Origin of the sequence: Halorubrum sp. SS7, from assembly GCF_005435055.1 — an archaeon.
Lineage (GTDB): Archaea > Halobacteriota > Halobacteria > Halobacteriales > Haloferacaceae > Halorubrum > Halorubrum salinarum.
Genome location: NZ_SGXV01000002.1, coordinates 265220 through 289556 on the forward strand (window position 1 = coordinate 265220; position 24337 = coordinate 289556).

The following is a 24337-nucleotide window of genomic DNA, read 5'->3' on the forward strand; positions in this document are numbered from 1 at the left end:
TGCGTATATAATGGTTGTTCCTGTGGGTTACGGCGCCGTCAGCCACCGAACCGCTCTTTCAGCGCCGCGCGGTCGATCTTCGAGGGCCCCGAGGTCGGCATCTCGTCGACGAAGGCCAGCTCCTTCGGCACCGCGTACCGGGCGACCCGCGAGGCGAGGTGCGACTCCACGTCGCCGAGCGTGAGCGACTCGTCGCCGACGAGGATCGCCTTCCCGACCGTCCCCCACCGGTCGCTCGGGACGCCGATCACGACCGCCTCCTCGATCCCCGGGTGATCGGTGAGCGCGTCCTCGACACGGGGCGGGTAGACGTTCTCGCCGCCGGAGACGAACATGTTCTTCTTGCGCCCCTCGATGTGGTAGTAGCCGTCCTCGTCGACGCGCGCGAGGTCGCCGGTCGACACCCAGTCGCCGAACGTCTCGGCCGTCTCCGCCGGCTCGTTCCAGTAGCGGTCGGCCGCGGCCGGGCCCGCCAGTTCGAGTTCACCGACCGTCCCGTCGGGGACGGGGCCGTCCTCGTCGACGACGCGCGCGTCGACCGCGAGCGCCGGCACGCCGACGCTGGCGGTCTTCTCCTGCGGGAACCCGTCGGGCATCGCGAAGTTGTTCGGCCCGCACTCGGTGAGCCCGTACCCCTGCGATATCTCGACGCCGCGGTCGCGCCACGCCGCGATGACGCTCTCCCGACAGGGCCCGCCGCCGCTCTTCACGAACCGGAGCGAGGAGAGGTCGGTGTCGTCCCAGTCGTCGTGGCGAGCCATCATCCGCAACACGGCCGGCACCGCGACCAGCGTCGTCGCCGACTCGCGCTCCACGTCGCGCAGCACGCGCCCGGGGTCGACCTCCGGACTCAGCAGGATGCGCCCGCCCATCTGGAAGAAGGGGACCGTGAGCACGTTCCACCCGCCGGTGTGGAACATCGGGAACACCATCGGGGTCACGTCGTCCTCGCGGAGCCCCCACGCCGTGATCGTGTTGAACGCGTTCCAGCGCATCGCGCCGTGGCTGATCACCGTCTCCTTCGGCGTCCCCGTCGAGCCGCCGGTGTGCAAGAAGAGGTGCGGGTCCGCGAGCGACACCTCCGCGGTCTCGACCGGCGACCCGTCCGCGGGCAGGTCCCGCGTGTACGACCGCCACGCGTCGTCGCCGTCGGTCGGGATCGACCTGACGGCCGGCTCGACGTCGGCGCGCTCCAAGGCGTCGATGACGTCGCCCTCGAAGGGCGTCTCCACGAGGAGGAGTTCCGGGTCGACCGTCCCCAACACTGCCGACAGGTCGCGCTCCGCGAGCCGGTGCGAGAGCGGCGCGAGGACGGCGCCGGTCTTGCCGGTCGCGAAGAACAGGTCGACCAGCTCGACGCGGTTCCGCGAGACGACCGCGACGCGGTCGCCCGCCTCGACGCCGACCTCGCGGAGGAACCGGGCGGTGCGGTTGGCGCGCTCGTCCAGTTCGGCGTACGTGTACTCGGCGTTCGCGGCCGTGTCGGTGACCGCGACGCGGTCCGGCGAGAGCCGCGCGCGCCGCGCCGACAGCGAGCCGACCCACTCGTACTCCCGGTCGCCGTGCGGGTGCGGTCGCGGGTCGCCGCCGCCCCCTTCCCCGTGGTCGTCGCCCCGCGGATCGTCCTCTGTCGCCATCTCAGGCGACCCCGCCGAGGAACGACCGGACTCGCTCGTTGACGCGCTCGCGCTCCTCGACGAAGAAGAGGTGCGGCCCGCCCTCGAACCGCTCGACCTCGGCGTGCGGGATCAGCTCCGCCAGGAGGTCGGCGTTCTCGACCGGGAGGACGCGGTCCGCGGTCCCGTGGAGGACGAGCGTCGGCACGGACAGGTCGCCGAGCCGGTCGCTCGTGTCGAACGCCGCCACCGCGGCCGCCTGCGCCTCCCGGCCCGTCGGCGTCGCGTCGCCCGCGAGCCGCCAGTCGACGATCCGGTCGACGAGCTCGGGCTCGCGCTCGTAGAACCCGTCCGAGACGGCCGGCTCCATCAGGTAGCGGACCCGCTGGCGGGGGTCGGCGTCCTCGGGCGCCGAGAAGATGTGCTCTTGAACCGCCGGCGGCGTCGGGGTCGCCTCGTCGCCGCCGGGCGACGTACACAGCAGCGTCAGCGACGCGACCCGGTCGTCGGCGAGCGCCAGCTCCTGCGCGATCATCCCGCCCATCGACGCGCCGCAGACGTGGGCCGCGTCGACGCCGCGGTCGTCGAGGACCGCGGCCGCGTCGGCCGCCATCTCGGCGACCGTGTACGGCCCCTCGGGCACGTCGGAGTCCCCGGTGCCGCGGTTGTCCGGACGGAGCACCTCGTAGTCGTCCGCCAACGCCTCGGCGAGCCACCGCCACATCCACCGGCCGTACCCGAGACCCTCTAAGAGTAGCACGGTCGGTCCGTCGGGGTCCCCGTCGACGGCGTAGTCGATCGCCACGCCGTCCCGTGTCACGCTTGGCATAGCAGGAACGACCACGGGGTCCTCCATCAATCCGGGCGTTAACGTTTCAACCACCCTCGCCGAAGCGGGCGTTTTTCGCCCGTTCGCCACTGCCTCGGGACCCCCGAAGCGCGCGGGCACACACTCAAGTCGGTCAGGGATGACTGCCACGCATGGACACCGCCAACTTCCTCTTCGTCTCGGCCGACGCGGCGCTGATAACCGACCTGGCCTGGCAGGTCCACCGCGAGGGCCACGGCGTGAAGTACTACGTCGAAGCCGAGAGCGACCGCGAGATCGGCGACGGCTTCGTCCCGAAGACGGACGACTGGCGCGCGGACGTGGAGTGGGCGGACGTGATCGTTTTCGACGATATCTGGGTCGGTTCCGACGTCGGGACGGGCGAACTCGCAGAGGAGCTCCGTGAGAAGGGGAAAGCCGTCGTCGGCGGGACGCCGAACACCGACCGCCTCGAAGAGGACCGCGGCTACGCGATGGAGGTCCTCGAGGAGAACGGCGTGAACACCGTCGAGCACCACGTCTTCGACAGCTTCGACGCGGGGATACGGCACGTCCGGGAACACCCCGCCCCGTACGTGATCAAACCCCTCGGCGAGGTCCAGAACGTCAAGCGCCTGCTGTACGTCGGGAGCGAGGACGACGGGAGCGACGTCGTGGACGTGTTGACGGCGTACAAGAAGGCGTGGGGGCACCGCATGAAGGGGTTCCAGCTCCAGCGGAAGGTCGAGGGCGTCGAGGTCGCGATCTGCGGGTTCTTCGACGGGAACGAGTTCATCGACCGGGTCAACTTCAACTTCGAGCACAAGAAGCTGTTCCCCGGCAACATCGGCCCCTCGACCGGGGAGATGGGAACCTCCATGTTCTGGGCGGGGCGGAACCGACTCTTCGAGGAGACCCTCGGGAAGATGGAGGGGTGGCTCGCCGACGAGGGGTACGTCGGGAGCATCGACATCAACTGTATCGTCAACGAGACCGGCATCTACCCGCTGGAGTTCACGCCGCGGTTCGGGTACCCGACCATCGCGCTTCAGGAGGAGTCGATCGAGTCGTCGACGGCCGCGTTCTTCCGCGACCTCGCGCGCGGCGACAAGCCGGAGGTGGCCGTTCACAACGGGTATCAGATCGCCGTGCGAGTCGTCCTGCCGCCGTTCCCGTTCGACGACGAGAAGACGTACGACGAGAACTCGCGGAATGCGGCCGTCGTCTTCCAGACCGACGACCGCGAGGGGATCCACTTGGAGGACACGAAGCGGGTCGACGGCCAGTGGCGCGTCGCCGGCGAGAGCGGGATGCCAATCGTCGTCACCGGGAAAGGCGAGACGATGGGGGCGGCGCGCGAGCAGGCGTACGGCCGGATCGACGACATCGTGATGCCGAACCTGTACTACCGCGACGACATCGGCGAGCGCTGGATCGACGGCGACGGCGACCGCCTCCAGGCGTGGGGGTACCTCGGGCCGTGAGCCCGGAACGGCGCCGGACTCGCTGACACCGGTCGCCGCGTCGGCGGCTCGGCGGAGCCGGCCCTCGCCCTCCACGACTTTTTAACGGTCCGGACCACTACACGGGGTATGCCGAAGTATTCGACGGGCGGCGGCGGCGGCGGCGACGACGGCGACGCGTGCGAGCTCTGCGGCCGCGAGACCGCGGACCTCCGGAAGGCGACGGTCGCCGGCGCGAAGCTGCTCGTGTGCTCGAACTGCCGCCCCCACGACGACGCCGGGAACGCGCCCAGCGGTGGGTCACGCGGCGGGAGCGCCGGCGGCAGCCCCGGGGGCGCCGGCGGCGGATCCGGCTCGGGCGCGACCGAGAGCCGGAAGAAGGAGCTCGCCCGCAAGCAGGCGAAGATGTACGACTCCGCGACCGGCGACTCGAAGCGCTGGGAGGAGGAGGGGACGAGCTACGAGGCGGACCGCCTCCCGTACCTCGTCTCCGGCTACGGCGACGTGGTCACCGAGGCGCGGCAGGACGCCGGGCTGACGGTCGAGGAGGTCGCCGCCGAGCTGGAGATCGACGAGGACGACCTGCTCGCGGTCGAGGACGGGCGCGCCGCGACCGCCAACGTGGGCGGGTCGGTCGTGCGAGCGCTCGAAGAGCGGTTCGGCATCGACGTCGTCGACGAGTGACCCGCGCCGTCTCTCCCGTCGCCGGGTCGACCCCGCGGACCGCGCGGGACGCGAGGCGACGGGCATGAAGGCAATCAAGGACAGCGTCCACGGCCACGTCAGGCTCGGCGACCTCGCGACCGACCTCGTGGACACGCCGGCGTTCCAGCGGCTGCGACACATCAAACAGCTGTCCACGGTCCGCCTGGTGTACCCGTCCGCGAACCACACGCGGTTCGAGCACAGCCTCGGCGTCTACCACCTCGCGCGCCGCGCGGTCGAGGGCTTCGACCTCGACGCCGACACCGCGGCGCACGTCCGCGCGGCGGCGCTGCTCCACGACGTGGGCCACGGGCCGTACGGCCACCAGACCGAGGGGATCATCCGGCGCGCGACCGGCCGCGACCACGACGACGTCGCGTGGCTCCTCACCGACGCTGACCGCGAGGTGTGTCAGGTCCTCGAACGGAACGGGCTCGACCCCGAGCGCGTCGCCGCGCTGATCGACGGCGAGGGCGCGCTCGGCCCCCTCGTCTCCGGGGAGCTCGACGTGGACCGGATGGACTACCTCGTGCGCGACGCCCACCACACCGGCGTTCCGTACGGCACCGTCGACACCGGTCGGCTCGTCACCGAGCTCCGGCTGATCGGCGGCGACGGCCCCGGCGAGTCCGCCGACCTCGTCCTGGCCGAGGGGAACGTCGCCACCGCAGAGAGCCTGCTCGTCGCGCGATCGCTGATGAACGCCGTCGTCTACCGCCACCACGTCTCCCGGGTCGCCGGCGCGATGCTGGAGCGCGCCTGCGAGCGGTACCTCGACCGCACGGGCACCGAGGTGGAGGCGTTCCGCCGGATGGCGGACCACGACCTCCTCGTCGAGCTCCGCGACCGGGTGCCGGCGCTCGGCGAGCGCATCGAGCGCCGCGACCTCTACAAGCGCGCGGTCTGGGCGGGGATCGACGAGGTGCCAGCGGGGACGGTCGACGCCGGCCGCGCCGAGGAGCGGGCGGCCGAGCGCGAGATCGCCGACGCCGTCGGGATCGACCGCGACGCGGTGATCGTCGACATCCCCTCGCGACCGGCCCTCAAGGAGTCCGGCTCCGCCGTCGTCGTCGACGGCGTCCCGCAGCGGCTGGAGGACGCCTCCGAGCTCGTCTCCGGACTCCGCGCCGCCGAGCGCCGCCGCTGGACGCTCGGCGTCTACTGCCCGGCCGAGCGCGTCGAGCCTGTCGCCGACGCGGCGCGGGACGTGCTCGGACTCCGGGCCGCCGGGCGGCCCTCCGCCTGAACGCCGCGCCCGTCACGGCCGGGGCGCCCGACCGACGGCGCCCGCCGCGGCCTCACTCCCCGCCCGACCCCGGGACCGCCAACACCGGCCGGTCCGCGTTCAACACCAGCGCCTGCGTCGTGCTGCCGAAGACGGCCTTCCCGGCCGGGCTTCGCTTCCGTCCCGACACGCAGATGAGGTCGGCGTCGACGTCGTCCGCGGCCGCGAGGAGCTCCTCGCTCGGGTCGCCGCTGGCCTCGTAGTGGACGCAGTTGATACCGGCGTCTTCGAGGATCTCTCGGGCGCGTCGCACGGTCCCGAGCTGGTGGACCGACGCGCCCTCCGGGTTGTCCTGGAAGACGTGACAGAGGTGTGCGGTCACCTCGTCGGGGTCGCCCGGCAGGCCGACGACGGCTTCGGCCTGTGCGCGCGCCCGCTGCTCGTCGTCGAGTCCGACCGCGACTAACACGTCGTACATACGCGACGGTTCGTGCGGTCGGGTAATAAATCGCGCCACGGATTCGCGGCCACCGAAAGCGGGTCGCGGCGAGGGCGAGACCGCGTCGCGGAGACTCACAGCCTTTTATCGGAAGCGGCCGAAGGCGAACGCATGATCACGGTCAAGGACACCGTCCACGACCACATCGAGATCGACGGTGTCGCCGCGGACCTCGTCGACACGCCCGCCGTCCAGCGGCTCCGGCACGTCAAACAGCTCGGGACGGTCCAGCTCGTCTACCCCTCCGCGAACCACACGCGGTTCGAGCACAGCCTCGGCGTCTACCACCTCGCGAGCCGCGCGCTCGACCACCTCGGGATCGGGGGCACCCGCGCCGACCGCATCGAGGCGGCGGCGATGCTCCACGACGTGGGGCACGGGCCGTTCAGCCACAACCTCGAGTCGCTCACGCACCGCCGGACCGGGAAATACCACGACGACGTCGACGAGCTGCTGGCGACGGGCGCGGTCGGCGACGTGCTGCGCGACCACGACCTCGACCCGGACCGGATCGCCGGGATCGTCGCCGGCGAGGGGCCGTACGCCGGGCTCGTCTCCGGGGAGCTCGACGTGGACCGCATGGACTACCTCGTGCGCGACGCCTACCACACCGGCGTCCCGTACGGCACCATCGACACCGAGCGGTTCGTCCGCGAGCTGACGTTCGTCGAGCGCGACGAGATCGCCGACGACGGCGGGGCCGACCGCGAGGGGCCGGAACTCGTCTTGGACGAGGGGAACGTCCAGACCGCCGAGAGTCTGCTTTTGGCCCGCGCGCTGATGAACCCGGTCGTCTACACCCACCACGTCGCGCGCATCTCGAAGGCGATGCTGCGCCGCGCCGCGAGCGAGCTCCTCGACGCGACCGCGACGACGGCCGCCGAGCTGCGTCGGATGGACGACCACGACTTCCTCGCCGCGATCCGCGACTGCCGCGCGACCGCCGAGCTGTCCCGTCGCTACGACGAGCGCGACCTCTACAAGCTGGCGGTGTGGGCCGAGTACGACGACGTCCCCGACCGCGTCCACGAGGCGGACCACGCCGGGGAGACCGCCCTCGAACGCGAGATCGCCGCGGAGGCGGGCGTCGCCCGCGACCACGTGATCCTCGACGTGCCTCCGGAGCCCACGATGCGCGAGTCTACCGCGCGCGTCACCGTCAACGGGGAGATACGACGCCTCGAACGCCAGTCGCCGCTCGTCTCCGCGCTCCGGACCGCGCAGCGCAACCAGTGGCGCCTCGGCGTGTACGCCCCCGAGCCGGCGACCGACCGCGTCGGCCGCGCGGCCGCGGAGGTGCTCGGCCTCGATCCCGACGGGCTCGTGACCGAGGTGCGCGGCGCGATGCCGACGACGCTCGACGAGTTCGAGTGAGGTTTATCCGCCCGCCGGGCGACGTGCCGCCGTGACCGACGCGCACCGCGAGAACCGGCGGCTCTGGAACGAGTGGAGCGACGCGTTTCAGGCGCTGTGGAACGCCGAGACCGACACCGATCCGCCGCCGGTCCCCACGCCGTTCGACCCGGACGGGCACGCGGCGACCGGTCCCGAGTTCCCGCCGTCGGCCGAGGGCGAGGCGGTCGCCGAGCTGGGCTGCGGCGGCGGGCAGGGGAGCGTCGGCACGGCGCTCGCGGGCGCCGAGCGCGTCGTCGGCGTCGACATCTCGGAGGACCAGCTCCGCCACGCGCGCCGGCTCCGGGACCACTACGGCGCCGACGCGCGCTTCGTTCAGGGCGACGTGACACGCGCGCCGCTCGCGAGCGACGCGTTCGACCTGGCCTTCTCGGAGGCGGCGTTCCAGCTGGTGGCGGACGTAGAGGCCGCGGCGCGCGAGGCCCGTCGCGTCCTCCGGCCGGGCGGGACGTTCTACCTGGCCGTGATGCACCCGTTCCGAGAGCTGATCGACCCGGACGACGGCGCGCCGCGCCGCGGCTACCACGCGCCGCCGCGCCGCGAGATCGAGATCGACGAGTCGTACGACGCGGACCTGGTCGCGTTCGACCGCACCGTCTCCGACCTCCACCGCGCCCTGACGGACGCGGGGTTCATCGTCGAGCGACTCGTCGAACCGAAGCCCGAGGGCGGCGAGACGACGAGCGAGGGCGACGCCGCGGCGGCCGCCGAGCCGCGGGCGCTCCTCCCCGACACGCTCGGGTTCTGGGCGCGGCTCGACGCGCGGTGACCGCCCCTGAACCCGCACCCGTGACGTTTTAACGTCGGGCTGGCGAGCCCCCGGTATGCACCTGGAGGGGACGGTCTTGGTCGGTCGCGACTTCGAGCCGGTCGAGGGTCGGGTCGTCGTCGCGGACGGCGAGATCGTCCGGGTCGAGGAGGCGTCGGTCGAGAGCGACCGGGTGATCCTCCCGGCGTTCGTGAACGCCCACACCCACGTCGGCGACTCGATCGCCAAGGAGGCGGGCGAGGGCCTCTCGCTCGACGAGCTGGTCGCGCCGCCGGACGGGCTGAAACACCGGCTCCTCCGTGCGGCCGACCGCGAGGAGAAGGTCGCCGCGATGGCGCGCACCCTCCGGTACATGGAGGCGACGGGAACCGGGACTTTCCTGGAGTTCCGCGAGGGCGGCGTCGAAGGCGTGCGCGCCCTGCGGGACGCGCTCGCCGGCGAGGGGGTCCCGTTCGGCAACCGCGCGATCGACCCGGTCGTCTTCGGCCGCGACGACCCCGACGTGCTCTCGGTCGCCGACGGGTACGGCGCATCGGGCGCCCGCGACGCCGACTTCGACGCGGTCCGGGCGGCGGCGCGCGACGCCGGCAAGCCCTTCGGGATCCACGCCGGCGAGCGCGACGCCGACGACGTCAACCCCGCGATGGACCTCGACCCCGACTTCCTCGTCCACATGGTCCACGCCGAGGAGCTCCACCTCGAACGCCTCGCCGACCGCGGGACCCCGGTCGTCGTCTGCCCGCGCTCGAACCTCGTGACGAACGTCGGCGTGCCGCCGATCCGCGAGCTGGCGGAGCGAACCACCGTCGCGCTCGGCACCGACAACGTGATGACCGACTCGCCGTCGATGTTCCGCGAGATGGAGTTCGCGGCGAAGCTCGCCGACCTCCCCGCCCGCGAGGTGCTGCGGATGGCGACGGTCAACGGCGCCGAGATAGCCGGGCTGAACCGCGGCGTAGTCGAGCCCGGCGCCGACGCCGACCTGCTCGTCCTCGACGGCGACTCCGACAACCTCGCCGGCGCGCGCGACCTCGTCCGCGCGGTCGTCAGGCGCGCCGGACAGGCCGACGTCTCGCGGGTCGTGATCGGCGGCGAGACGGTCGTCCCGCGCGGGGACTGAGTCGCCCGCCGGGGCGCCGTCCGCGTGACGCTTTTCTCCGCCGCCTTCCCCCGCCGCTTTCCGCCGTCGCTTTCCCCCGCCGACGGAGTGAAACCGTTCCCGCCCGTGACCTCCCCTATGACGACCCTCTCGCTGCTCGCCGGCCTCGCGCTCGGGCCGGTAGTCGGACTCGCCGCGACGCTCGCGATGGACCCGGTGATGGCGCGGCTCCCCGAGGGGACGACGGCCCCGAAGGTCGCCGCGAGCGTCCTCACCGACACGCCCGTCGACGACGCCCCCGAGCGCTTGGCGACGTGGGTCCACTACGTCGCCGGGGCGGGTTCGGGGCTGCTGTTCGTCGGCCTCGTCTCAGCGGTACAGGCGGCGCTTGGCGTCGGGGTCGGCGTCGCGCTGCCGGTCGCCGGCGTCGCGCAGTTCGCGCTGATGGTCGGTTTCTTCGCGCTCGTCCCGCTCCCTCGCGCTTCGGGGCTCCCGCGTCAGCGGCTCGGCCCGATCCGTCGCGACTGGGCCGCTTCCGCGGCGGCGTACGTCCTCGTCGCCGCCGTCGCCGTCGGCGTCGCGACCGCGCTCTGACGCCGCGTCGACGGCGGGACCGCGCCGGTTCCCCGAGCGCCGCGCGCCGGGAGAGAAACGGTTTTGTCGCTGGCTCCGGCCCGATCCGGTATGCACGCCATCACTCGATCCGGCTGGATCGAGGTCATCTCCGGGTCGATGTTCTCGGGCAAGACCGAGGAGCTGCTCCGCCGGCTCCGGCGCTCCGAGATCGCCGGGCAGTCGGTCGCCGTCTACACGCCCGCGGTCGACGACCGCTACGGCGAGGCGACGATCGGCAGCCACACGGGCCGCCAGTGGGAGGCGACCGTCGTCGACAACGAGGGCGACGGCCCCCTCGACATCCTCGACGACGACCCGGCCGAGGTCGTCGCGATCGACGAGGCGAACTTCTTCTCGGACGCGCTCGTCGAGGTCTGTAACGCGCTCGCGGACCGCGGCAGCCGCGTGATCGTCTCCGGCACCGACCAGACGTTCCGCGGCGAGCCGTTCGACCCGCTCCCGCAGCTCATGGCGACCGCCGAGTACGTCGACAAGCTCCAGGCGATCTGCTCAGTCTGCGGCGAGCCCGCCTCCCGGAACCAGCGGCTCATCGAGGGCGAGCCCGCCCACGTCGACGACCCGACGATCCTCGTCGGCGCCGAGGAGTCCTACGAGGCGCGGTGCCGCGACTGCCACGTGCTGCTGACCGGCGACCGGCCCGAGGAGGAGCGGCCGTTCGAGAGCGCTGAGGCCGACTCCGCGAACGACTGAGCCCGGTCCCGGCCCCGGCGTCCGACGACGCGGCCCGCCGCCTCACTCCGGGCGTTTCGCCCGCCGGTAGGCCCAGAGGTGCCCGTCGCCGCCCGGCAGGTCGATCGGTCGGTACGTCCGGATCAGCGCCGTCCCGTCGGCGAGCGCCAGCCGCTCGTCGTTCACCGGGGCCCCGGCGTCGACGACGCGCTCGATCCGCGCGACGAACTCCCCCGGGTCGGCGAACTCCCCGCTCAGGTCGGCGGCGAGCTCGCGGCAGTCGAGCCCGGTGGCGTCCTCCGGGTCGCCGTCGAGGCCGAACAGGTCGAAGAGCCGCTGGTTCACGCGGATCACCCGCCTGTCGGCGTCCTCGACGAGCATCCCCACGGGGAGCGCGTCGAGGGCGGTCGACAGCACGGCGTTCGTCCGTTCTATCTCGCGTTTGCGCGCCGTCTCCTCGGTCACGTCCTCGAACTGCGAGAACACGCCGATCACCGCCCCGTCGGCGTCGGTCACCACCTGGTTGTGCCACGCGCAGCGGATCCGCTCGCCGTCGCCGCGGACGTTCTCGTTGACGCTCTGGTACCCGCCCTTGTCCGAGAGGAGGTCGCGTTCGAGCGCGGCGACGTGTCGGCGCTCGGACGCGGGCACGAACGGGAGCCACGTCCCGCCGAGGAGCTCCGACTCGTCGTAGCCGAGGATCTCCTCCGCGGCGGGGTTCGCCCGAACGATCCGGAAGTCGGCGTCGTACTCGATCGTCCCCAGCGGCGACTGCTCGATGAACCGCGAGAGCCGCTCTTCGCTCTCGGCGAGCGCGGCCCGCGACCGGTGCTGGTCGACCGCGTTGCGGACCCGGTTGGCCAGCACCTCGTACTGGTCGTTCCCGCCGCGCTTCTGGATGTAGTCCGTCGCGCCGGCCGAGATCGCCTCGCTCGCTATCTCCTCGCTCCCCTTCCCGGTGAACAGCACGAAGGGGACCTCGATCCCGCGGTCGCGGACCCGCTGGAGGAGTTCCAGGCCGTCGGCCTCCGGCATGTCGTAGTCGGAGACGACGCAGTCGATCGCCTCGTCGTCGAGCGTCTCCAAGGCGTCGTCCACGTCGGTCTCGGAGGTCACCGCGAACGCCTCGTCGATCCGTTCGAGGTAGGTCGCGGTCAGGTCGAGGTAGGCCGGGTCGTCGTCGACGTGGAGCACGCGGAGGCTCGACGCGTCCGCCGACCGGGCGTCCGAGGAGGGCCTCGACATGACAACTCATACCGCGACCGGTCAAATATACGTTCGGGTCGACCGGCGCGCGCCGCCGGCGGGCTAGCGGCTCACGCCGCGTCCGCGTCGCCGCCGTCCGCGTCGCCACCCTCCGCGTCGCCGCCCTCCGCACCGTCGTCCTCCGCGGTCGCGAGGCGGAACAGCCCCACGAGCGCGCCGGCCGCCACCAGCGTTCCCTCGACCTTCGCGGCCGCGTACACCCACTCGCGCGGCTCCGCCTCGCCGGCGTTCCGGTAGAGCGCGCGCGTCCAGAGCGCGACGGCGCGCCGCGGGGCGACGGCTTCGAGCAGTCCGCCGATTCCGGCCACCAACAGCAGTAACGCTTTCATACCGGTCCTTCGACGCCGGTCCTGAAAAGCGGACCGGGGGACCGGCCCGTGCGGTCTGCCCCGGCCGGTCAGTCGTCGGTCACTCGCTCGGCCGCGTCGAGGTAGCGACGGCAGGTGGCTCCCGCCCACTCGCGGACCGCGGGGTCGTCCGTCCACAGCAGGGCGGCGACCCCCGCGTCGTCGACCAGTCCGACGACGGCGCGGTCGTCGCCGAGCGCCACCGCCACCGGCGAGTCGCCGTCGTGGCGGTACGCGTCGACGCCGCGGTCGGCGAGCGCGCGCCGGACCATCGGCCCCGTCGCTCCGGCGAGGCGGTCGGCCGCGGCGCCGGTGAACACGACGCGGGCCTCTCGCGGCGCGACCGCGTCGGGTTCGGTGTCGGTCGCGCCGTTGGCTCCGTCGTCTCCCGCCGTCAGCGCCGCGTTCAGCCGACGGGCGAGGTCGGCCTCGAACCGCGGGACGACGGCGACGACGCTCTCGGACTCGCCGACGAGGTCGGCCAGTCGCCGGGCGGGGGTCTCGCGGTCGCCGCCGACCGCCCGGTCGCTCGGTGATCCGCTCTCGGTCGCCTCGTCGTCTGCCGATTCGCGCCCGCGTTCGAGGAGGTCGACCCGGTCGTCGAGGCGCTCGGGGTCGGCGTCGACGGCGCGTGCCACGAGCGACCGGAGGACGGCCGCGGGCGACGCGGAGTCGCCGTCGTTCACGGGTCCTTCTCGCCCGCGGCCGCGGCGTCGTCCGCGCCAGCCGAGTCGCGCTCGCCTCCCGGCCAGCGGGCGGGCGCGTCGGGGCGCGGCGGATACGACTGCCGGCCGCCGGTCGACTTCCGCGCCAGCAGCCGCGCCGTCGCGCGGCGGCGGTCGCCGGGGCGCTCCGTCGTCGTCTCGTCGTAGTAGCGCACGCTCAGTCCGAGCCCTGCGCGGAGCAACTCGTTCGCCGCGAAGCGGTAGCGGTCGTCGCTCGGTCCCGACAGCGACGGCTCCGCCGAGCGGAGGTGGCCCTCGACGAAGAGGTACCCGCCGGGCGAGAGCGACGCGACGAGGTCGGCGAAGCGGTCGAGGGTGTGGAAGTAGCTCATCGTGACGAGGTCGTACGCCTCCGCCGGGAGTTCGTGCGTCGTCGCGTCCGCTTCGATCGTTTCGATCCGGTCGGCGACGCCGCGTTCGGCGGCGCGCTCGCGGACGATCCGGAGCCCCTCCGCCGAGGCGTCCAGCGCGTCGACGTCGTAGCCGCGGTCCGCGAGGAACACCGCGTTGCGGCCGGTGCCGGCGGCGACGTCGAGCGCGCGACCGTCGGGGAGCGACGGCTCGTAGGCGCGAAGCACGGGGGACGGCTCCGGCGCGCGGGGGTACTCCCCCGACGCGAAGCGCTCGTCCCAGTCGGTGTCGGTCACGGTCGCCGTTCGGCGCGCCGGGGCGTAAACCTCAGGGGCGCCTCGTCCGGAGTGGGTCGTATGGACGACGCGACGGACCCCGCCGAGCGCCTGAACGCGCTCCTCGCCGACCGCGACGAGACGCTCGCGACCGCGGAGTCGCTCACGGGCGGCCTCGTCGGCTCGCGGGTGACGGACGCCCCGGGCGCGAGCGCCTACTTCGACCGCGGCTTCGTGACGTACACGTACGACGCCAAGCGCGAACTGCTCGGCGTCTCCCGCGAGTCGCTCGACGCGCACGGCGCCGTGAGCGAACCGGTGGTCCGCGAGATGGCGGCGGGCGCCCGCGACCGGGCGGACGCGGACTGGGCGGTCGCGACGACCGGCATCGCCGGCCCGACGGGGGGGACCGACGAGAAACCGGTGGGGCTCGTCCACTTCGGCGTCGCGCACGCCGCGCCGTGGGGCACCGGGGAGTCGTTCGTCCGGACCGAGCGGGCCGTCATCGACGGCGACCGCGACGCGGTGAAGCGGGGCGCCGCCGAGCGGGCGCTCGACGCCCTCGTCCGGACCGTCGAGGACGTCGACGGGTGAGGCCGGAGTCGGTCCGTCCGCCCGCCCTCGGGTCACCAGGTGCGTTTATCAGGTGACGGCGCGTATTGCCGGTATGATCGAGCGCGTACTCGTGGCGATGGACGGCTCAGACCTCTCCGAGCGCGCGCTCCGGTACGCGCTCGACGGACACCCAGACGCCGAGATCACCGTCCTGACCGTGGTCGGCGGCGCGTCGCCGATGATGGGACAGGCCGCGGGGATCGCGCTGTCGGAGGACGGCGAGGACGGGGTCCGCGAGGCCGCCGCGCCGGTGTTCGAACGGGCGCGGGAGATCGCGGCCGAGTACGACGCGACCGTCGAGACGGCCGTGGAGGCGGGCCGCCCCGCGCGGCAGATAATCGACCGCGCGGAGGAGTTCGACGTGGTCGTGTTGGGCACCCACAGCGGGTCGCTGGCCGACCGCCTGTTCGTCGGCAACGTCGCGAAGACGGTGTTCCAGCGGTCGCCGGTACCGGTCACGGTCGTGCGGTGAGTCTGGGAGGTTCGGCCGCGGTCCGCGCGCCGGTCCGCCGTCAGTCGATGTAGGCGTTCCCGACGACCGCGACGACCAGCGCGGCGATCACGATCCACGTGAGGGGCTCGACCGCGAGGAGTCGGATCGGGCGCGCGGCCGACTCCCCGAAGCCGAAGAGGACGCCGCCCGCGAACGCGATCGCGACCACGAGCGCGCCGACGATCCCGGCCACGCCGAGCAGCGCGCGGTCCGACGAGTCCATACCCGACGTGGGCGTCGGGGCTACTTAAGAAATGCCCGCGGAGGGTCGCGACGGGGTCGAAGCCAGGGCAGGGATTTGAACCCCGGAAGTCTCGATTACAAGTCGAGTGCATGAACCACCCATGCTCCCCTGGCGCGTGCGGCCGTACTCGGTCCTCCTATGAGTGCGTGTCGCTTTCCGCGAACCCGGCCGGAGTCAGCCGCTTTCGTCGGTCGGGTCCGCGCCCTCACCGTCATGCGACTCGGCCTTGGAGTCGGGCGGCTCGCCTTCGGAGTCCCCCAGCGACTTCGTCAGTTCGACCCGGTGCGGGACGTAGCCGCGCGCCGCGTAGAACGCCCGGGCGCGGTCGTTGTCGGCGAGCGCCTCCAGCGCCACGCGTTCGGCGCCGGCCTCGGCGAGCTCGCACTCCGCCGCGTCGAGCAGCGCCGCGCCGATCCCCTCCCCGCGCCGCTCCGGGACCACGTAGAGGTTACTGACGGTCCCGCGGACGGCGTCGCGCTCGTAGTCGCCGCGTTCGAGCGAGAAGCCGACGAAGCCGACCGGATCTGATGTACCGTCTCCTCCCCTCTCCGTCTCCGCTTCGGGAGACGGAGCGCGAGCGACGAACAGCTCGCCCGTGACGACCGACTGCGCGACCCACTCGCGGACGGTCGCGCGGTTCGCCTCGGCGCGGAGCGTGGCGCCGTGCTCCCGCTGCCCGGCCGCGAGCGAGACCCACATGTCGGTGACGGCGTCGACATCGTCGGCGGTCGCCGGCTCGACCCGCGCGTCCGACTCGCCCATGCGCACGCCTTCGGCTCGCGGCGTGTTGAGGCTGCCGGCCGGCGGCTCGCTCGCCTCGACGCGGGCTCAGATCTCGCGGCAGTTCGGGCAGACGGCCTGCCCGTTCGCGGTGACGAGGTCGGGGACGAGCGCGCCGCAGTTCTCGCAGACGCCCTGGGTCGATCCCCCGCTCGCGCCGCCGGTCGCGTCGGCGCCGCCGTCGGTGTCGGCGGTCTCGTCCCCCGTCGCGACCGCCGTGCGCTCCGCCGCCTCCGGATCCATCGTCGCCTCGGCGCGCCGCTCGGCGCCGGCGTCCGCGGCGGGCGCGGTCGACAGCACCGCCCCGTTGGCTCCGGGCTCGCCCGCCGCGGGCTCCTCGCCGAAGGCCTCGGTGCCGGTGCCCGTCCGCGGCGCGCCCGCGGCGAGCGCGTCGCCGTCCGTGACGACGCCGACGGCCTCCCCGTCCGCGACGGCGACGACGCGGTCCGCCCCCTCCGCGACGAGGCGCTCCTCGACCGCCGCCAGCGAGTCGTCGGGCGTCACCGCCGGCAGCGGCGGACCCATCACGTCGCCGACGGTGAGGTCGGCGGGGGCCGGACCGCCGTCCGACCCGCCGGTCGTCGCGTCCAGCAGCGCGTCGAGCGCGTCGCGGGACTCCAGGCGTCCGACCGGCTCGCCCCCGCGCACGACGACCAGGCAGTTCGTCTCCTCGTCGACCAGCAGGGCGGCCGCCTCCGAGAGCGAGTCCGACTCGCTGACGCCGAGGAACTCGCGATGCATCACGTCACGAACCGTGGTGTCTGTTCGCATACGACCGGGATCCGCTCCGACCGGCTAAAAGGTGCCCCCGGTAGGGTTAAATCCGCGCCGGTCGTACCATTGCGATCGGTTCACACGCCGGGCGCCGGACGTGCGACGCGCGGCGATCCCCAGTGCGTGCGCAGCGGTGACTCGGATCGCACGCGGCGAGGAAAGGGAGCGTTCAAACCCTCCGGCGTTCGAACTGCGATATGGCCATTCCCTCGTTCGTGATCGGGATCGCGGGCGGGACGGGCGCCGGGAAGACGACGGTCTCCCGGCTCGTCACCCGCGACCTCGGCGACAGCGTCACCCGGATCCCGCTGGACAACTACTACGAGGACCTCTCGCACCTCGAGTTCGAGGAGCGTCAGGAGGTCAACTACGACCACCCCTCGGCGTTCGAGTGGGAGCTGCTGCGGGACCACCTCGAAGCCCTGCTGGAGGGTCAGTCCGTCGAGATGCCCCAGTACGACTTCGAGGTCCACAACCGGAAAGACGAGCGCGTCACCGTCGAGCCGACCGACGTGATCGTCTTGGAGGGCATCCTCGCGCTGTACGACGAGGAGATAAACGACATGATGGACCTCCGGCTGTTCGTCGAGACCGACGCCGACGTGCGCATCCTCCGCCGCATCCGCCGGGACGTGATCGAGCGCGGCCGCGACCTGGAGGGCGTCATCGACCAGTACCTCTCGACGGTGAAGCCGATGCACGAGCAGTTCATCGAGCCGTCGAAGAAGCACGCCGACGTGATCATCCCCGAGGGCGCCAACAGCGTCGCCGTGAACCTCTTAGAGGAGAAGCTCCGCGCCGAGGTCGAGGGCGACGCCGTCCGCAGTTGGGAGCGCGGCAGCCTCGAACAGGAGCTCGGCGAGAAGCGCTCGCTCGACGTCGACGGCGACGATTAATCGGTCCGATACGTCGTATCTCTGAGGACGGATGCCGGAACTGCGGTTACCATCGCCACAATTGCCGTCTCTCGCTTATAAATAATCGACTATGGATCGACGGCGAACACCTCAAAAGCCCCAGCCGGGAGGCCGCAATACGCTCGTTGCGCTCCTCGCTCACTCCGCTCGCTGCGGTGCTTACATCGCCTACTGCGGCCTCCCGGCTGCCCCTTTGAGTCCCGCCCCGCACCGCGACCGCAGCCTCACGCCTCCCCAGCCTCGTCAGTCGCCTCCGCTTCGCTCCGGCGACTGACTCCCTCGCGCGTGCGACTCGCGGCCTCCGGCCGCTCGTCGGCACGCGCCACCGCACCGTCGTTTATAAGGAATTGTCGTTGTCGCTCACAGGCATTTAAATACCAACTCCCGACCGTTCCCGCTCACCGCCGCCGACTCGCCACCCGCTCCTCGGCGGTCTCGGCGCTGACCAGCTCGTAGAGCGTCGCCCGGCCGCCGTCCTCCTTCGGACGGAGCACGCGGCCGAGCCGCTGGGTGAACTCGCGCTCGCTGCCCGAGCCGGAGAGCAGGACCGCCACGTTGGCGTCGGGCACGTCGACCCCCTCGTCGAGGACGTTCGCGGCGACGACCCGGCTGTAGGTGCCGTCGCGGAAGCGCTCTAAGATCTCGCGGCGCTCCTTCGCGCCCGTCTCGGCGGTGATCGCGGGCAGGAGGAAGCGCTCGGAGAGGCGGTAGACGAGGTCGGTGTGGGCCGTGAACACGATGACGCGGTCGTCGCGGTGGCGCTCTAAGATTTCGCCGAGCCGCTCGACCTTGCGGTCGGCGTTCATCATGATCTCGCGGGCGTCCTGCTTCGCGAGGAGCGCCTCGCGGGCCGCGGGGTCGTTGCCCGAGCGCTTGACGAGCTCCTGGTAGTCGCTGCCGCTCGAAAACGTGATGCCGGCGTCGCGCACGTACTCGACGAAGGTGCCCTGCCTCTCGTCGTATCGCTCGCGCTCTTCCGCCGTCATCTCCACCTCGATCCGCCGGATGTCGTAGGGCGCGAGGTGGTCGCCCGCCAGGTCGTCCACGTCGAGCGCGTAGACGCGGTCGCCGACTAGGTCGGCGACGACCTCGTGGGCGCCGTCCGGGCGCTCGAAGGTGGCGGTGAGGCCGAGCCGCGCCGGCGCGGCGAGGAGGCGGGCGGCGTCGCGGTACCCCTCGCCGCCGAGGTGGTGGACCTCGTCGAAGACGACGAACTCGAAGGCGTCGCCGACGCCGTCCGCCTTGAGGTACGCCGAGTCGTACGTCGACACCGTGACCGCCTCCCGGCGCTGCTCGCCGCCGCCGAACCGACCGATCGGCGCGTCGAACTCCCGTTCGAGTTCGCGCTGCCACTGGTCGAGGAGGTCGACGGTGGGGACGACCACGAGCGTCGGGACGCCCAGGTCGACCATCGCGCGGACCGCGATCACGGTCTTGCCCGCCCCGGTCGGGAGTTCGATCACGCCGCGGTCGTCCGCCTCGCGCCAGGCGTCCAACGCCTCGCGCTGGTACTCGCGGAGGTCGTAGTCCGTCGCGAGCGCGTCCGGCAGCCCCGCCTCGCTCGCGGCGCGGTCGCTCGCGTCGAGGACGCGGTCGTCGACCGAGACGCCGGCCACCTGGAGCGCCCGCCGGAGTTCGGCGTAGCGGTGCGCGGGCGCCCGGCCGGTCCCGGTCCGGGGGTCGGTCTCGACCCCCGGGAGCGGCGGGAGCGCGTCGGGCGCGAGGTCGGCGTCCGCGTCGACCCGGATCGTGCCGTCCTCGTAGGTCAGCCGGACGTCCATCGCCCGGAGTTGCCGACCGACTTACAAAGGCCCACCGCCTCGCTCCGGTATGCGCGCGGACGAACTCGACCCGGACCTCGCCGCGGCGATCGACGAGATCGAGTCGCTGGGCCTGCCCGCGTGGAGCGACCTCTCCGTCGCGGCCGCCCGCGACCTCGAGGACGACCTGTTCTCCGGGCCGCCCGAGCCGCCCGTGGCCGAAGTGCGCGATCTCGCCTTCGACGGCCCGCACGGCGAGGTGCCGGTGCGGGTGTACCGGCCGGAGGCCGCGCTCGACGCGGCCGACGGCGAGCCGAGCCGCGCCCTCGTCCACTTCCACGGGGGCGGGTGGACGCTCGGGACGCTCGACTCGGTCGACGGTATCTGCCGCGAACTCGCCGTCCGCGCCGACGCCGTCGTCGTCTCCGTCGACTACCGCCTTGCCCCGGAGCATCCCTTCCCGGTGCCGGTCGACGAGGCGGCCGCCGCCGTCGCGTGGGTCGCGGAGACGGCCGACGCGCTCGGCGTCGACCCCGACCGGATCGGCGTCTCGGGGACCAGCGCGGGCGGCGCGCTCGCGGTCGCCGCGTCGCTCCGCGCCCGGGAGTTCGACGAGCCGCCGACCCCCGCCGGCCAGTTCCTGCTCTATCCGATCGCCGGCCACGACTTCGAGACGGACTCCTACCGGGCGAACGCCGACGGTCCCCTGCTCACCCGCGCGGACATGCGGTGGTTCTACGGCCAGTACCTCCGGAGCCCGGTCGACGCCGCGAACCCCTACGCGGTGCCGCTCCGGGCGGCCCACCTCGGCGACCTGCCCCCCGCGACGGTCGTCACCGCCGGCTTCGACCCCCTGCGCGACGACGGCGCCGCGCTCGCGGAGCGGTTCGGGCGCGAGGGGACGGCGGTCGAGCACCGCCACTACCCGGCGATGGCGCACGGGTTCTGTAGCCTCGCCGACCGCGTGCCGACCGCGGAGGCGGCGCTGTCCGCGGTCGCCGAGGACGTGCGAGAACGGTTGTGAGGCGGCCGCGGGGTCAGGGTCGCGTTCCCGAGCCCCGGGCGCCGACTCCGATCAGGCGTCGACGGTCGTCTTCACGATGCTCACGGGCGCGGTCGACTGCCGGGAGACGCGCTCGGTGACGGAGCCGAGCATCCGTCGGTAGTCGCCGGAGCGCGTCTTCGACCCCATCACCGTGAGGTCCACGTCCGCCTCGTCGACGTACCGGAGGATCTCCTCGTGGGGGACGCCGTACCGCAGGGCGGTGACGGTCTCGACGCCGGCCTCGTCCGCGCGGGACGCGACCGCGTCGAGCGCCTCGCGGCCGCTCTCTTCGAGGGTCTCCTCGGCGCCCTCGGCGCCGTCGACGAACTCGTCGCCGGAGTAGGCGTTCACCACGTCGCTGTCGACCACGTAGAGGACGTGGAGCGTCGCGTCGTAGCGGTCGGCGGCGTCTATCGCGTGGTCGGTCGCGCGGTCGACGCCGACGCTGCCGTCGGTCGGGAGGAGGACGTTGTCGTACATACGCGACGGTTCGACGGGCGAGCGAATAAATCGGTCGCCCGTTCTCGACGGCCGGTTCAGTCGGGGGCCGCCGGCGCCGCCGTCCGACCGGTTCCCGAACGGTTAACACGCTGTGCGCCCGCCGAAGTCCCATGACAGAGGCCGTGGACCGGATCTTCGTGAACGGGGAGGTACACACGCTCGCGGACCCGGACGACGGCGGCGACGAGGTCGCGGAGGCCGTCGCCGTGCGCGACGGTGCGGTCGTCAGGACCGGGCGGACCCACGACGTGGAGCTGCTCGCGGGCGTCGACACCGACGTGGTCGACCTCGGCGGGCGCGTGCTCCTCCCCGGGTTCGTCGACGCGCACACCCACCTGACGACCGTGGGGCGGTACCTCGTCCACGCGGACCTCTCCGCGGCCGACTCCCCCGGGGCGGCCGTCGACCTGCTCGCGGAGCGCGCGGCGGAAGTGGAACGGGAGGCGAGCGGCGGCGAGTCGGCCGGCGGGGGCGACGCGGCGAGCGACGGCGACGGGACCGGCGAGTGGGTGCTGGGCTACGGCTATGACGAGTCGACGTGGGACGAGTCGCGCTACCTGACCCGCGCGGACCTCGACCGCGTCTCGACCGAGCGCCCGGTCGCGGCGTTCCGCGAGGACATGCACGTCGCGGCGGTCAACGGCGTCGCGCTCGACCGGTTCGCGGACGCGCTCGCCGACGCGCCCGACGGGACGGTGCCGACCGAGGACGGCGAGCCGACCGGGGTCCTCCTCGAGGCCGCCATCGACCCGATCTACCGGGCGGTCGAGCCGGACCGCGAGGAGACGCGCGCCGTCGTCGAGGCCGCGCTCGACCAGTGCGCCGAGCGCGGGATCACCGGCTTCCACGACATGGTCCGGGACTCGCACGCCCCGCGGGTCTACCGCGACCTCGACGCGGCCGGCGAGCTCACCGCCCGCGTCCGGATCAACTACTGGAGCGACCACCTCGACGCGGTGCGGGAGGTCGGCCTCGCCACGAACGCCGGGAGCGAGTTCGTCGAGACCGGCGCGATCAAGTCGTACACGGACGGGAGCTTCGGCGGCCGGACGGCCCGCCTCTCGGCGCCGTACGCGGACGCGCCCGACGAGACCGGGCAGTGGGTCGTCGACCCCGAGGAGCTGGACGAGACGGTCGCGGCCGCGACCGAGGCGGGCCTCCAGTTCACCGCCCACGCCATCGGCGACGAGGCGGTCGACGCCGTGCTCGACGCCTACGAGGACGCCTCGCGGACCGACGCGGGCGAGGCGCGCCACCGGATCGAACACGTCGAACTGGCCGACGACGACGCGATCGAGCGCCTCGCGGCGACCGGCGTCGTCGCGAGCGTCCAGCCGAACTTCCTGAAGTGGGCGGGCGAGGGCGGCCTCTACGAGAAGCGACTGGGCTCCGAGCGCACCGCAGAGACGAACCGCTACCGCGACATGCTCGACGCGGGGGTCGAGCTCGCCTTCGGCTCCGACGGGATGCCGATGGACCCGCTCGTCGGCGTCCACCACGCGGTCACCGCCCCGGCAGAGGCCCAGCGGCTCACGGTCACCGAGGCGCTGCGCGCGTACACGAGCGGCGCCGCCTACGCCGGGTTCGACGAGGACCGACTCGGGACGATCGAACCCGGGAAGCGGGCCGACCTCGTCGCGCTCGACGACTCGCCGTGGGAGGCGTCCGACGCTATCGACGACATCGACGTCGCCCTGACGGTCGTCGACGGCGAGGTCGTGTTCGACGACCGGTGAGGCGGCGGCGAGGAGCGTTTCGACGGACGGACCGTGAAACCCGCAATCGCTGCCAGAAAACAGTAGTTATTAATCGTGTAGTTCTAACGCGGCAGCATGGCAGAGATAGCCATCGAGTACGCCGAGGGGAACCGCCTCCGGTCGGAGGCGGAGACCGCCCGACGGCTCATCGACGCGTACCTCGGCGACCGCCCCGACGTCGACCGCGTCACGCTCGCTCCATCCGGGGAGTCCGTCTTCTGTGTCAGCGTCGAAGGCGACCGCATCTGGTGTACCGACCCCCGCGAGTGGATCGACGCCATGGAGGCGGTGACCGCCGCGCGGAAACGCCTCTCGGAGGTCTCGTAACGCTCTCGTCCGTCACTCGCTCGGCTCGTCGTCGCGGGCCGCCGCGTGCGCGAAGACGAACTCCCGCAGCAGCTTGCCCGCGACCGCCGCCGCCTGCCCGTCGTCGCGGTCGTTCACCTCGACGACGTCGAACCCGTCGGCGGCCGGTGCGACGGCGCGCACGAGGTCCCGGACCTCTCGGGGCTCTAAGCCGAACGGCTCCATCGTCCCGGTTCCGGGGGCGTACCCCGGGTCGAGCCCGTCGACGTCGACGGAGCAGTAGACGGACTCGTCCGCGAAGGTGTCGCCGTCGAGGGCGTCGAGCCAGTCGCGGGCGTCCGCGGGCGCGACGACCTCCACGTCGGCCTCGGCCGCGCGGTCCCACTCCGCCTCGGAGCCGGTCCGGGCGCCGACGATCACCGCGCGGTCGACGCCGAGGTCGTCGAGGCACCGGCGGGTGACGCAGGCGTGGTTCCACGGGTTCCCGTCGTACGCCTCGCGGAGGTCGAGGTGCGCGTCGACGACGACGAGCGCGTCGGGTTCCACCGCGTCGACGCCGGCGTAGGTGACCGTGTGCTCGCCGCCGAGGAGGAGGGGGACGGCGCCGTCGTAGACGACGCTCCGCAGCTCGGCGGCGAGGTGGTCGAGGTACGCCGGCACGTCGTCCCAGGGACGCACGTCGCCGGCGTCGTGGACGCCGAGCGCGGAGAAGCGGCTGTCGGTGCGGCGGTCGTAGTCGTCGTACGTCTCTGCGAATCGCCGGACCCGGTCCGGTCCGAACCGGGCGCCCGGCTGAAAAGTGGTCGTGGCGTCGAGCGGAGCGCCGACGACCACGTGGGAAGCAGCTTCGCGGTCGGTCGTCGCCCCGGGGAACATGCCGACTACCCGATGATCTTCCGTTGGCCCTCGTAGTCGAGGTACTCGATGTTGTCGTCCGAGGTGAAGTCCTCGCCCTCGGGGATGCGCATCGTGAACGTGTCGTAGGTGTCTAAGTCCATCACCTGGACCTCGTCACCGCTGACGTTGACGACCTGCCCCTGCTTGCGCTCGATGATCGGGACCCACACCTTCGCGTCGACCGGCTGCGAGAGCGAGCGCTTCTTGTCGTCGAAGACGCCCTTCCCCTCGACGCGTGCCTTCGCGCTGCCGTGTTTTCCGGGTTTGGCGGTGCTGTAGTGGTTGATCTTACAGGGCGCGTCGTCCATCATCACGTAGCTGCCCTCCTGGAGTTCGCGAACCTGCTTCTGCTCTCGCGGCATGAACGCCAATTCCCGCGGGG

28 protein-coding genes and 1 tRNA gene are annotated in these 24337 nt (G+C 72.6%); 14 read left to right on the plus strand and 15 right to left on the minus strand.

Going from position 1 to position 24337, the window contains the following annotated elements:
- Window positions 1-38: 38 nt before the first annotated feature.
- The gene (locus tag EXE44_RS03765) at window positions 39-1637 is read right to left on the minus strand and encodes an AMP-binding protein (protein WP_137716020.1); all 1599 of its coding nucleotides are present in this window, start codon (window positions 1635-1637) and stop codon (window positions 39-41) included.
- A gap of 1 nt (window position 1638) precedes the next feature.
- On the minus strand, window positions 1639-2445 hold the full coding sequence (locus EXE44_RS03770) for an alpha/beta fold hydrolase (RefSeq protein WP_199241179.1): 807 nt from the start codon (window positions 2443-2445) through the stop codon (window positions 1639-1641).
- A gap of 152 nt (window positions 2446-2597) precedes the next feature.
- Between EXE44_RS03770 and EXE44_RS03775 the strand changes: the two genes are divergently transcribed.
- The 3 genes from EXE44_RS03775 (at window position 2598) to EXE44_RS03785 (ending at window position 5838) form a co-directional block, all read left to right on the plus strand.
- On the plus strand, window positions 2598-3908 hold the full coding sequence (locus EXE44_RS03775; RefSeq protein ID WP_137716021.1) for a phosphoribosylamine--glycine ligase: 1311 nt from the start codon (window positions 2598-2600) through the stop codon (window positions 3906-3908).
- A gap of 108 nt (window positions 3909-4016) precedes the next feature.
- Window positions 4017-4571 carry a transcriptional regulator gene (locus EXE44_RS03780; RefSeq protein ID WP_137716022.1) on the plus strand — a complete coding sequence of 185 codons (555 nt, stop codon included), beginning with the start codon at window positions 4017-4019 and terminating at the stop codon, window positions 4569-4571.
- A gap of 64 nt (window positions 4572-4635) precedes the next feature.
- Entirely contained in the window at window positions 4636-5838 is a 1203-nt protein-coding gene (locus EXE44_RS03785) for an HD domain-containing protein (RefSeq protein WP_137716023.1), read from the plus strand.
- A 52-nt stretch (window positions 5839-5890) separates the two neighbouring features.
- Here EXE44_RS03785 and EXE44_RS03790 read toward each other — a convergent pair whose 3' ends face one another.
- The gene (locus EXE44_RS03790; protein ID WP_137716024.1) at window positions 5891-6295 is read right to left on the minus strand and encodes a universal stress protein; all 405 of its coding nucleotides are present in this window, start codon (window positions 6293-6295) and stop codon (window positions 5891-5893) included.
- 132 nt (window positions 6296-6427) lie between these two features.
- Between EXE44_RS03790 and EXE44_RS03795 the strand changes: the two genes are divergently transcribed.
- From EXE44_RS03795 to EXE44_RS03815, 5 genes are all read left to right on the plus strand, one after another.
- Entirely contained in the window at window positions 6428-7690 is a 1263-nt protein-coding gene (locus tag EXE44_RS03795; RefSeq protein WP_137716025.1) for an HD domain-containing protein, read from the plus strand.
- Between the two features lie 31 nt (window positions 7691-7721).
- Complete coding sequence (locus EXE44_RS03800; RefSeq protein ID WP_137716026.1) at window positions 7722-8498, plus strand: class I SAM-dependent methyltransferase; 777 nt, start codon at window positions 7722-7724, stop codon at window positions 8496-8498.
- Between the two features lie 55 nt (window positions 8499-8553).
- On the plus strand, window positions 8554-9618 hold the full coding sequence (locus tag EXE44_RS03805; RefSeq protein WP_137716027.1) for an amidohydrolase family protein: 1065 nt from the start codon (window positions 8554-8556) through the stop codon (window positions 9616-9618).
- Window positions 9619-9735: 117 nt separating this feature from the next.
- The gene (locus tag EXE44_RS03810) at window positions 9736-10191 is read left to right on the plus strand and encodes a hypothetical protein (protein WP_137716028.1); all 456 of its coding nucleotides are present in this window, start codon (window positions 9736-9738) and stop codon (window positions 10189-10191) included.
- A 90-nt stretch (window positions 10192-10281) separates the two neighbouring features.
- Window positions 10282-10923, plus strand: coding sequence for a thymidine kinase (locus EXE44_RS03815; protein WP_121564147.1), 642 nt, complete (start codon window positions 10282-10284; stop codon window positions 10921-10923).
- A 42-nt stretch (window positions 10924-10965) separates the two neighbouring features.
- Here the strand turns inward: EXE44_RS03815 and EXE44_RS03820 are convergent, their stop codons facing one another.
- The 4 genes from EXE44_RS03820 to EXE44_RS03835 all read right to left on the minus strand — a co-directional run bounded on the left by EXE44_RS03820 (window position 10966) and on the right by EXE44_RS03835 (window position 13887).
- Entirely contained in the window at window positions 10966-12147 is a 1182-nt protein-coding gene (locus tag EXE44_RS03820) for a PAS domain S-box protein (protein WP_137716029.1), read from the minus strand.
- A gap of 71 nt (window positions 12148-12218) precedes the next feature.
- Entirely contained in the window at window positions 12219-12497 is a 279-nt protein-coding gene (locus EXE44_RS03825) for a hypothetical protein (protein ID WP_137716030.1), read from the minus strand.
- A 68-nt stretch (window positions 12498-12565) separates the two neighbouring features.
- Window positions 12566-13201, minus strand: coding sequence for a hypothetical protein (locus EXE44_RS03830; protein ID WP_137716031.1), 636 nt, complete (start codon window positions 13199-13201; stop codon window positions 12566-12568).
- On the minus strand, window positions 13198-13887 hold the full coding sequence (locus tag EXE44_RS03835) for a bifunctional 2-polyprenyl-6-hydroxyphenol methylase/3-demethylubiquinol 3-O-methyltransferase UbiG (protein WP_137716032.1): 690 nt from the start codon (window positions 13885-13887) through the stop codon (window positions 13198-13200). The genes EXE44_RS03830 and EXE44_RS03835 overlap by 4 nt, the downstream gene beginning before the upstream one ends.
- Window positions 13888-13947: 60 nt before the next feature.
- On the opposite strand from EXE44_RS03835, the gene EXE44_RS03840 reads away from it, so the two are divergent.
- Window positions 13948-14460, plus strand: coding sequence for a CinA family protein (locus EXE44_RS03840; protein ID WP_137716033.1), 513 nt, complete (start codon window positions 13948-13950; stop codon window positions 14458-14460).
- A 73-nt stretch (window positions 14461-14533) separates the two neighbouring features.
- Window positions 14534-14953: a universal stress protein gene (locus tag EXE44_RS03845; RefSeq protein ID WP_137716034.1), complete on the plus strand. Its 420-nt coding sequence runs from the start codon at window positions 14534-14536 to the stop codon at window positions 14951-14953.
- Window positions 14954-14993: 40 nt separating this feature from the next.
- Here EXE44_RS03845 and EXE44_RS03850 read toward each other — a convergent pair whose 3' ends face one another.
- From EXE44_RS03850 to EXE44_RS03865, 4 genes are all read right to left on the minus strand, one after another.
- Entirely contained in the window at window positions 14994-15197 is a 204-nt protein-coding gene (locus EXE44_RS03850) for a hypothetical protein (protein ID WP_053772641.1), read from the minus strand.
- Window positions 15198-15257: 60 nt separating this feature from the next.
- A tRNA-Thr gene (locus tag EXE44_RS03855) sits at window positions 15258-15331 on the minus strand.
- Between the two features lie 61 nt (window positions 15332-15392).
- Window positions 15393-15980: a GNAT family N-acetyltransferase gene (locus tag EXE44_RS03860; RefSeq protein ID WP_137716035.1), complete on the minus strand. Its 588-nt coding sequence runs from the start codon at window positions 15978-15980 to the stop codon at window positions 15393-15395.
- 66 nt (window positions 15981-16046) lie between these two features.
- The gene (locus tag EXE44_RS03865; RefSeq protein ID WP_137716036.1) at window positions 16047-16769 is read right to left on the minus strand and encodes a cyclic nucleotide-binding/CBS domain-containing protein; all 723 of its coding nucleotides are present in this window, start codon (window positions 16767-16769) and stop codon (window positions 16047-16049) included.
- Between the two features lie 200 nt (window positions 16770-16969).
- Between EXE44_RS03865 and udk the strand changes: the two genes are divergently transcribed.
- Window positions 16970-17668: a uridine kinase gene (gene udk / locus EXE44_RS03870; RefSeq protein ID WP_121564167.1), complete on the plus strand. Its 699-nt coding sequence runs from the start codon at window positions 16970-16972 to the stop codon at window positions 17666-17668.
- Between the two features lie 419 nt (window positions 17669-18087).
- Here the strand turns inward: udk and EXE44_RS03875 are convergent, their stop codons facing one another.
- Window positions 18088-19470: a DEAD/DEAH box helicase family protein gene (locus EXE44_RS03875; RefSeq protein ID WP_137716037.1), complete on the minus strand. Its 1383-nt coding sequence runs from the start codon at window positions 19468-19470 to the stop codon at window positions 18088-18090.
- Window positions 19471-19519: 49 nt separating this feature from the next.
- Here EXE44_RS03875 and EXE44_RS03880 point away from each other — a divergent pair, with 49 nt between their 5' ends.
- Entirely contained in the window at window positions 19520-20473 is a 954-nt protein-coding gene (locus EXE44_RS03880) for an alpha/beta hydrolase (RefSeq protein ID WP_137716038.1), read from the plus strand.
- Window positions 20474-20524: 51 nt separating this feature from the next.
- On the opposite strand, the gene EXE44_RS03885 is transcribed toward EXE44_RS03880, so the two are convergent.
- Window positions 20525-20974 carry a universal stress protein gene (locus EXE44_RS03885; RefSeq protein ID WP_121564175.1) on the minus strand — a complete coding sequence of 150 codons (450 nt, stop codon included), beginning with the start codon at window positions 20972-20974 and terminating at the stop codon, window positions 20525-20527.
- A 131-nt stretch (window positions 20975-21105) separates the two neighbouring features.
- Between EXE44_RS03885 and EXE44_RS03890 the strand changes: the two genes are divergently transcribed.
- Both EXE44_RS03890 and EXE44_RS03895 read left to right on the plus strand, forming a co-directional pair.
- Window positions 21106-22731, plus strand: a complete 1626-nt coding sequence (locus EXE44_RS03890) for an amidohydrolase (protein WP_137716039.1) — start codon at window positions 21106-21108, stop codon at window positions 22729-22731.
- Between the two features lie 96 nt (window positions 22732-22827).
- On the plus strand, window positions 22828-23079 hold the full coding sequence (locus tag EXE44_RS03895; RefSeq protein WP_053772633.1) for a hypothetical protein: 252 nt from the start codon (window positions 22828-22830) through the stop codon (window positions 23077-23079).
- Between the two features lie 12 nt (window positions 23080-23091).
- Here the strand turns inward: EXE44_RS03895 and speB are convergent, their stop codons facing one another.
- Together speB and EXE44_RS03905 are read right to left on the minus strand one after the other, a co-directional pair.
- On the minus strand, window positions 23092-23934 hold the full coding sequence (speB, locus tag EXE44_RS03900; RefSeq protein ID WP_137716040.1) for an agmatinase: 843 nt from the start codon (window positions 23932-23934) through the stop codon (window positions 23092-23094).
- 5 nt (window positions 23935-23939) lie between these two features.
- Window positions 23940-24317, minus strand: a complete 378-nt coding sequence (locus EXE44_RS03905; protein WP_017344606.1) for a translation initiation factor IF-5A — start codon at window positions 24315-24317, stop codon at window positions 23940-23942.
- Window positions 24318-24337: the final 20 nt, after the last annotated feature.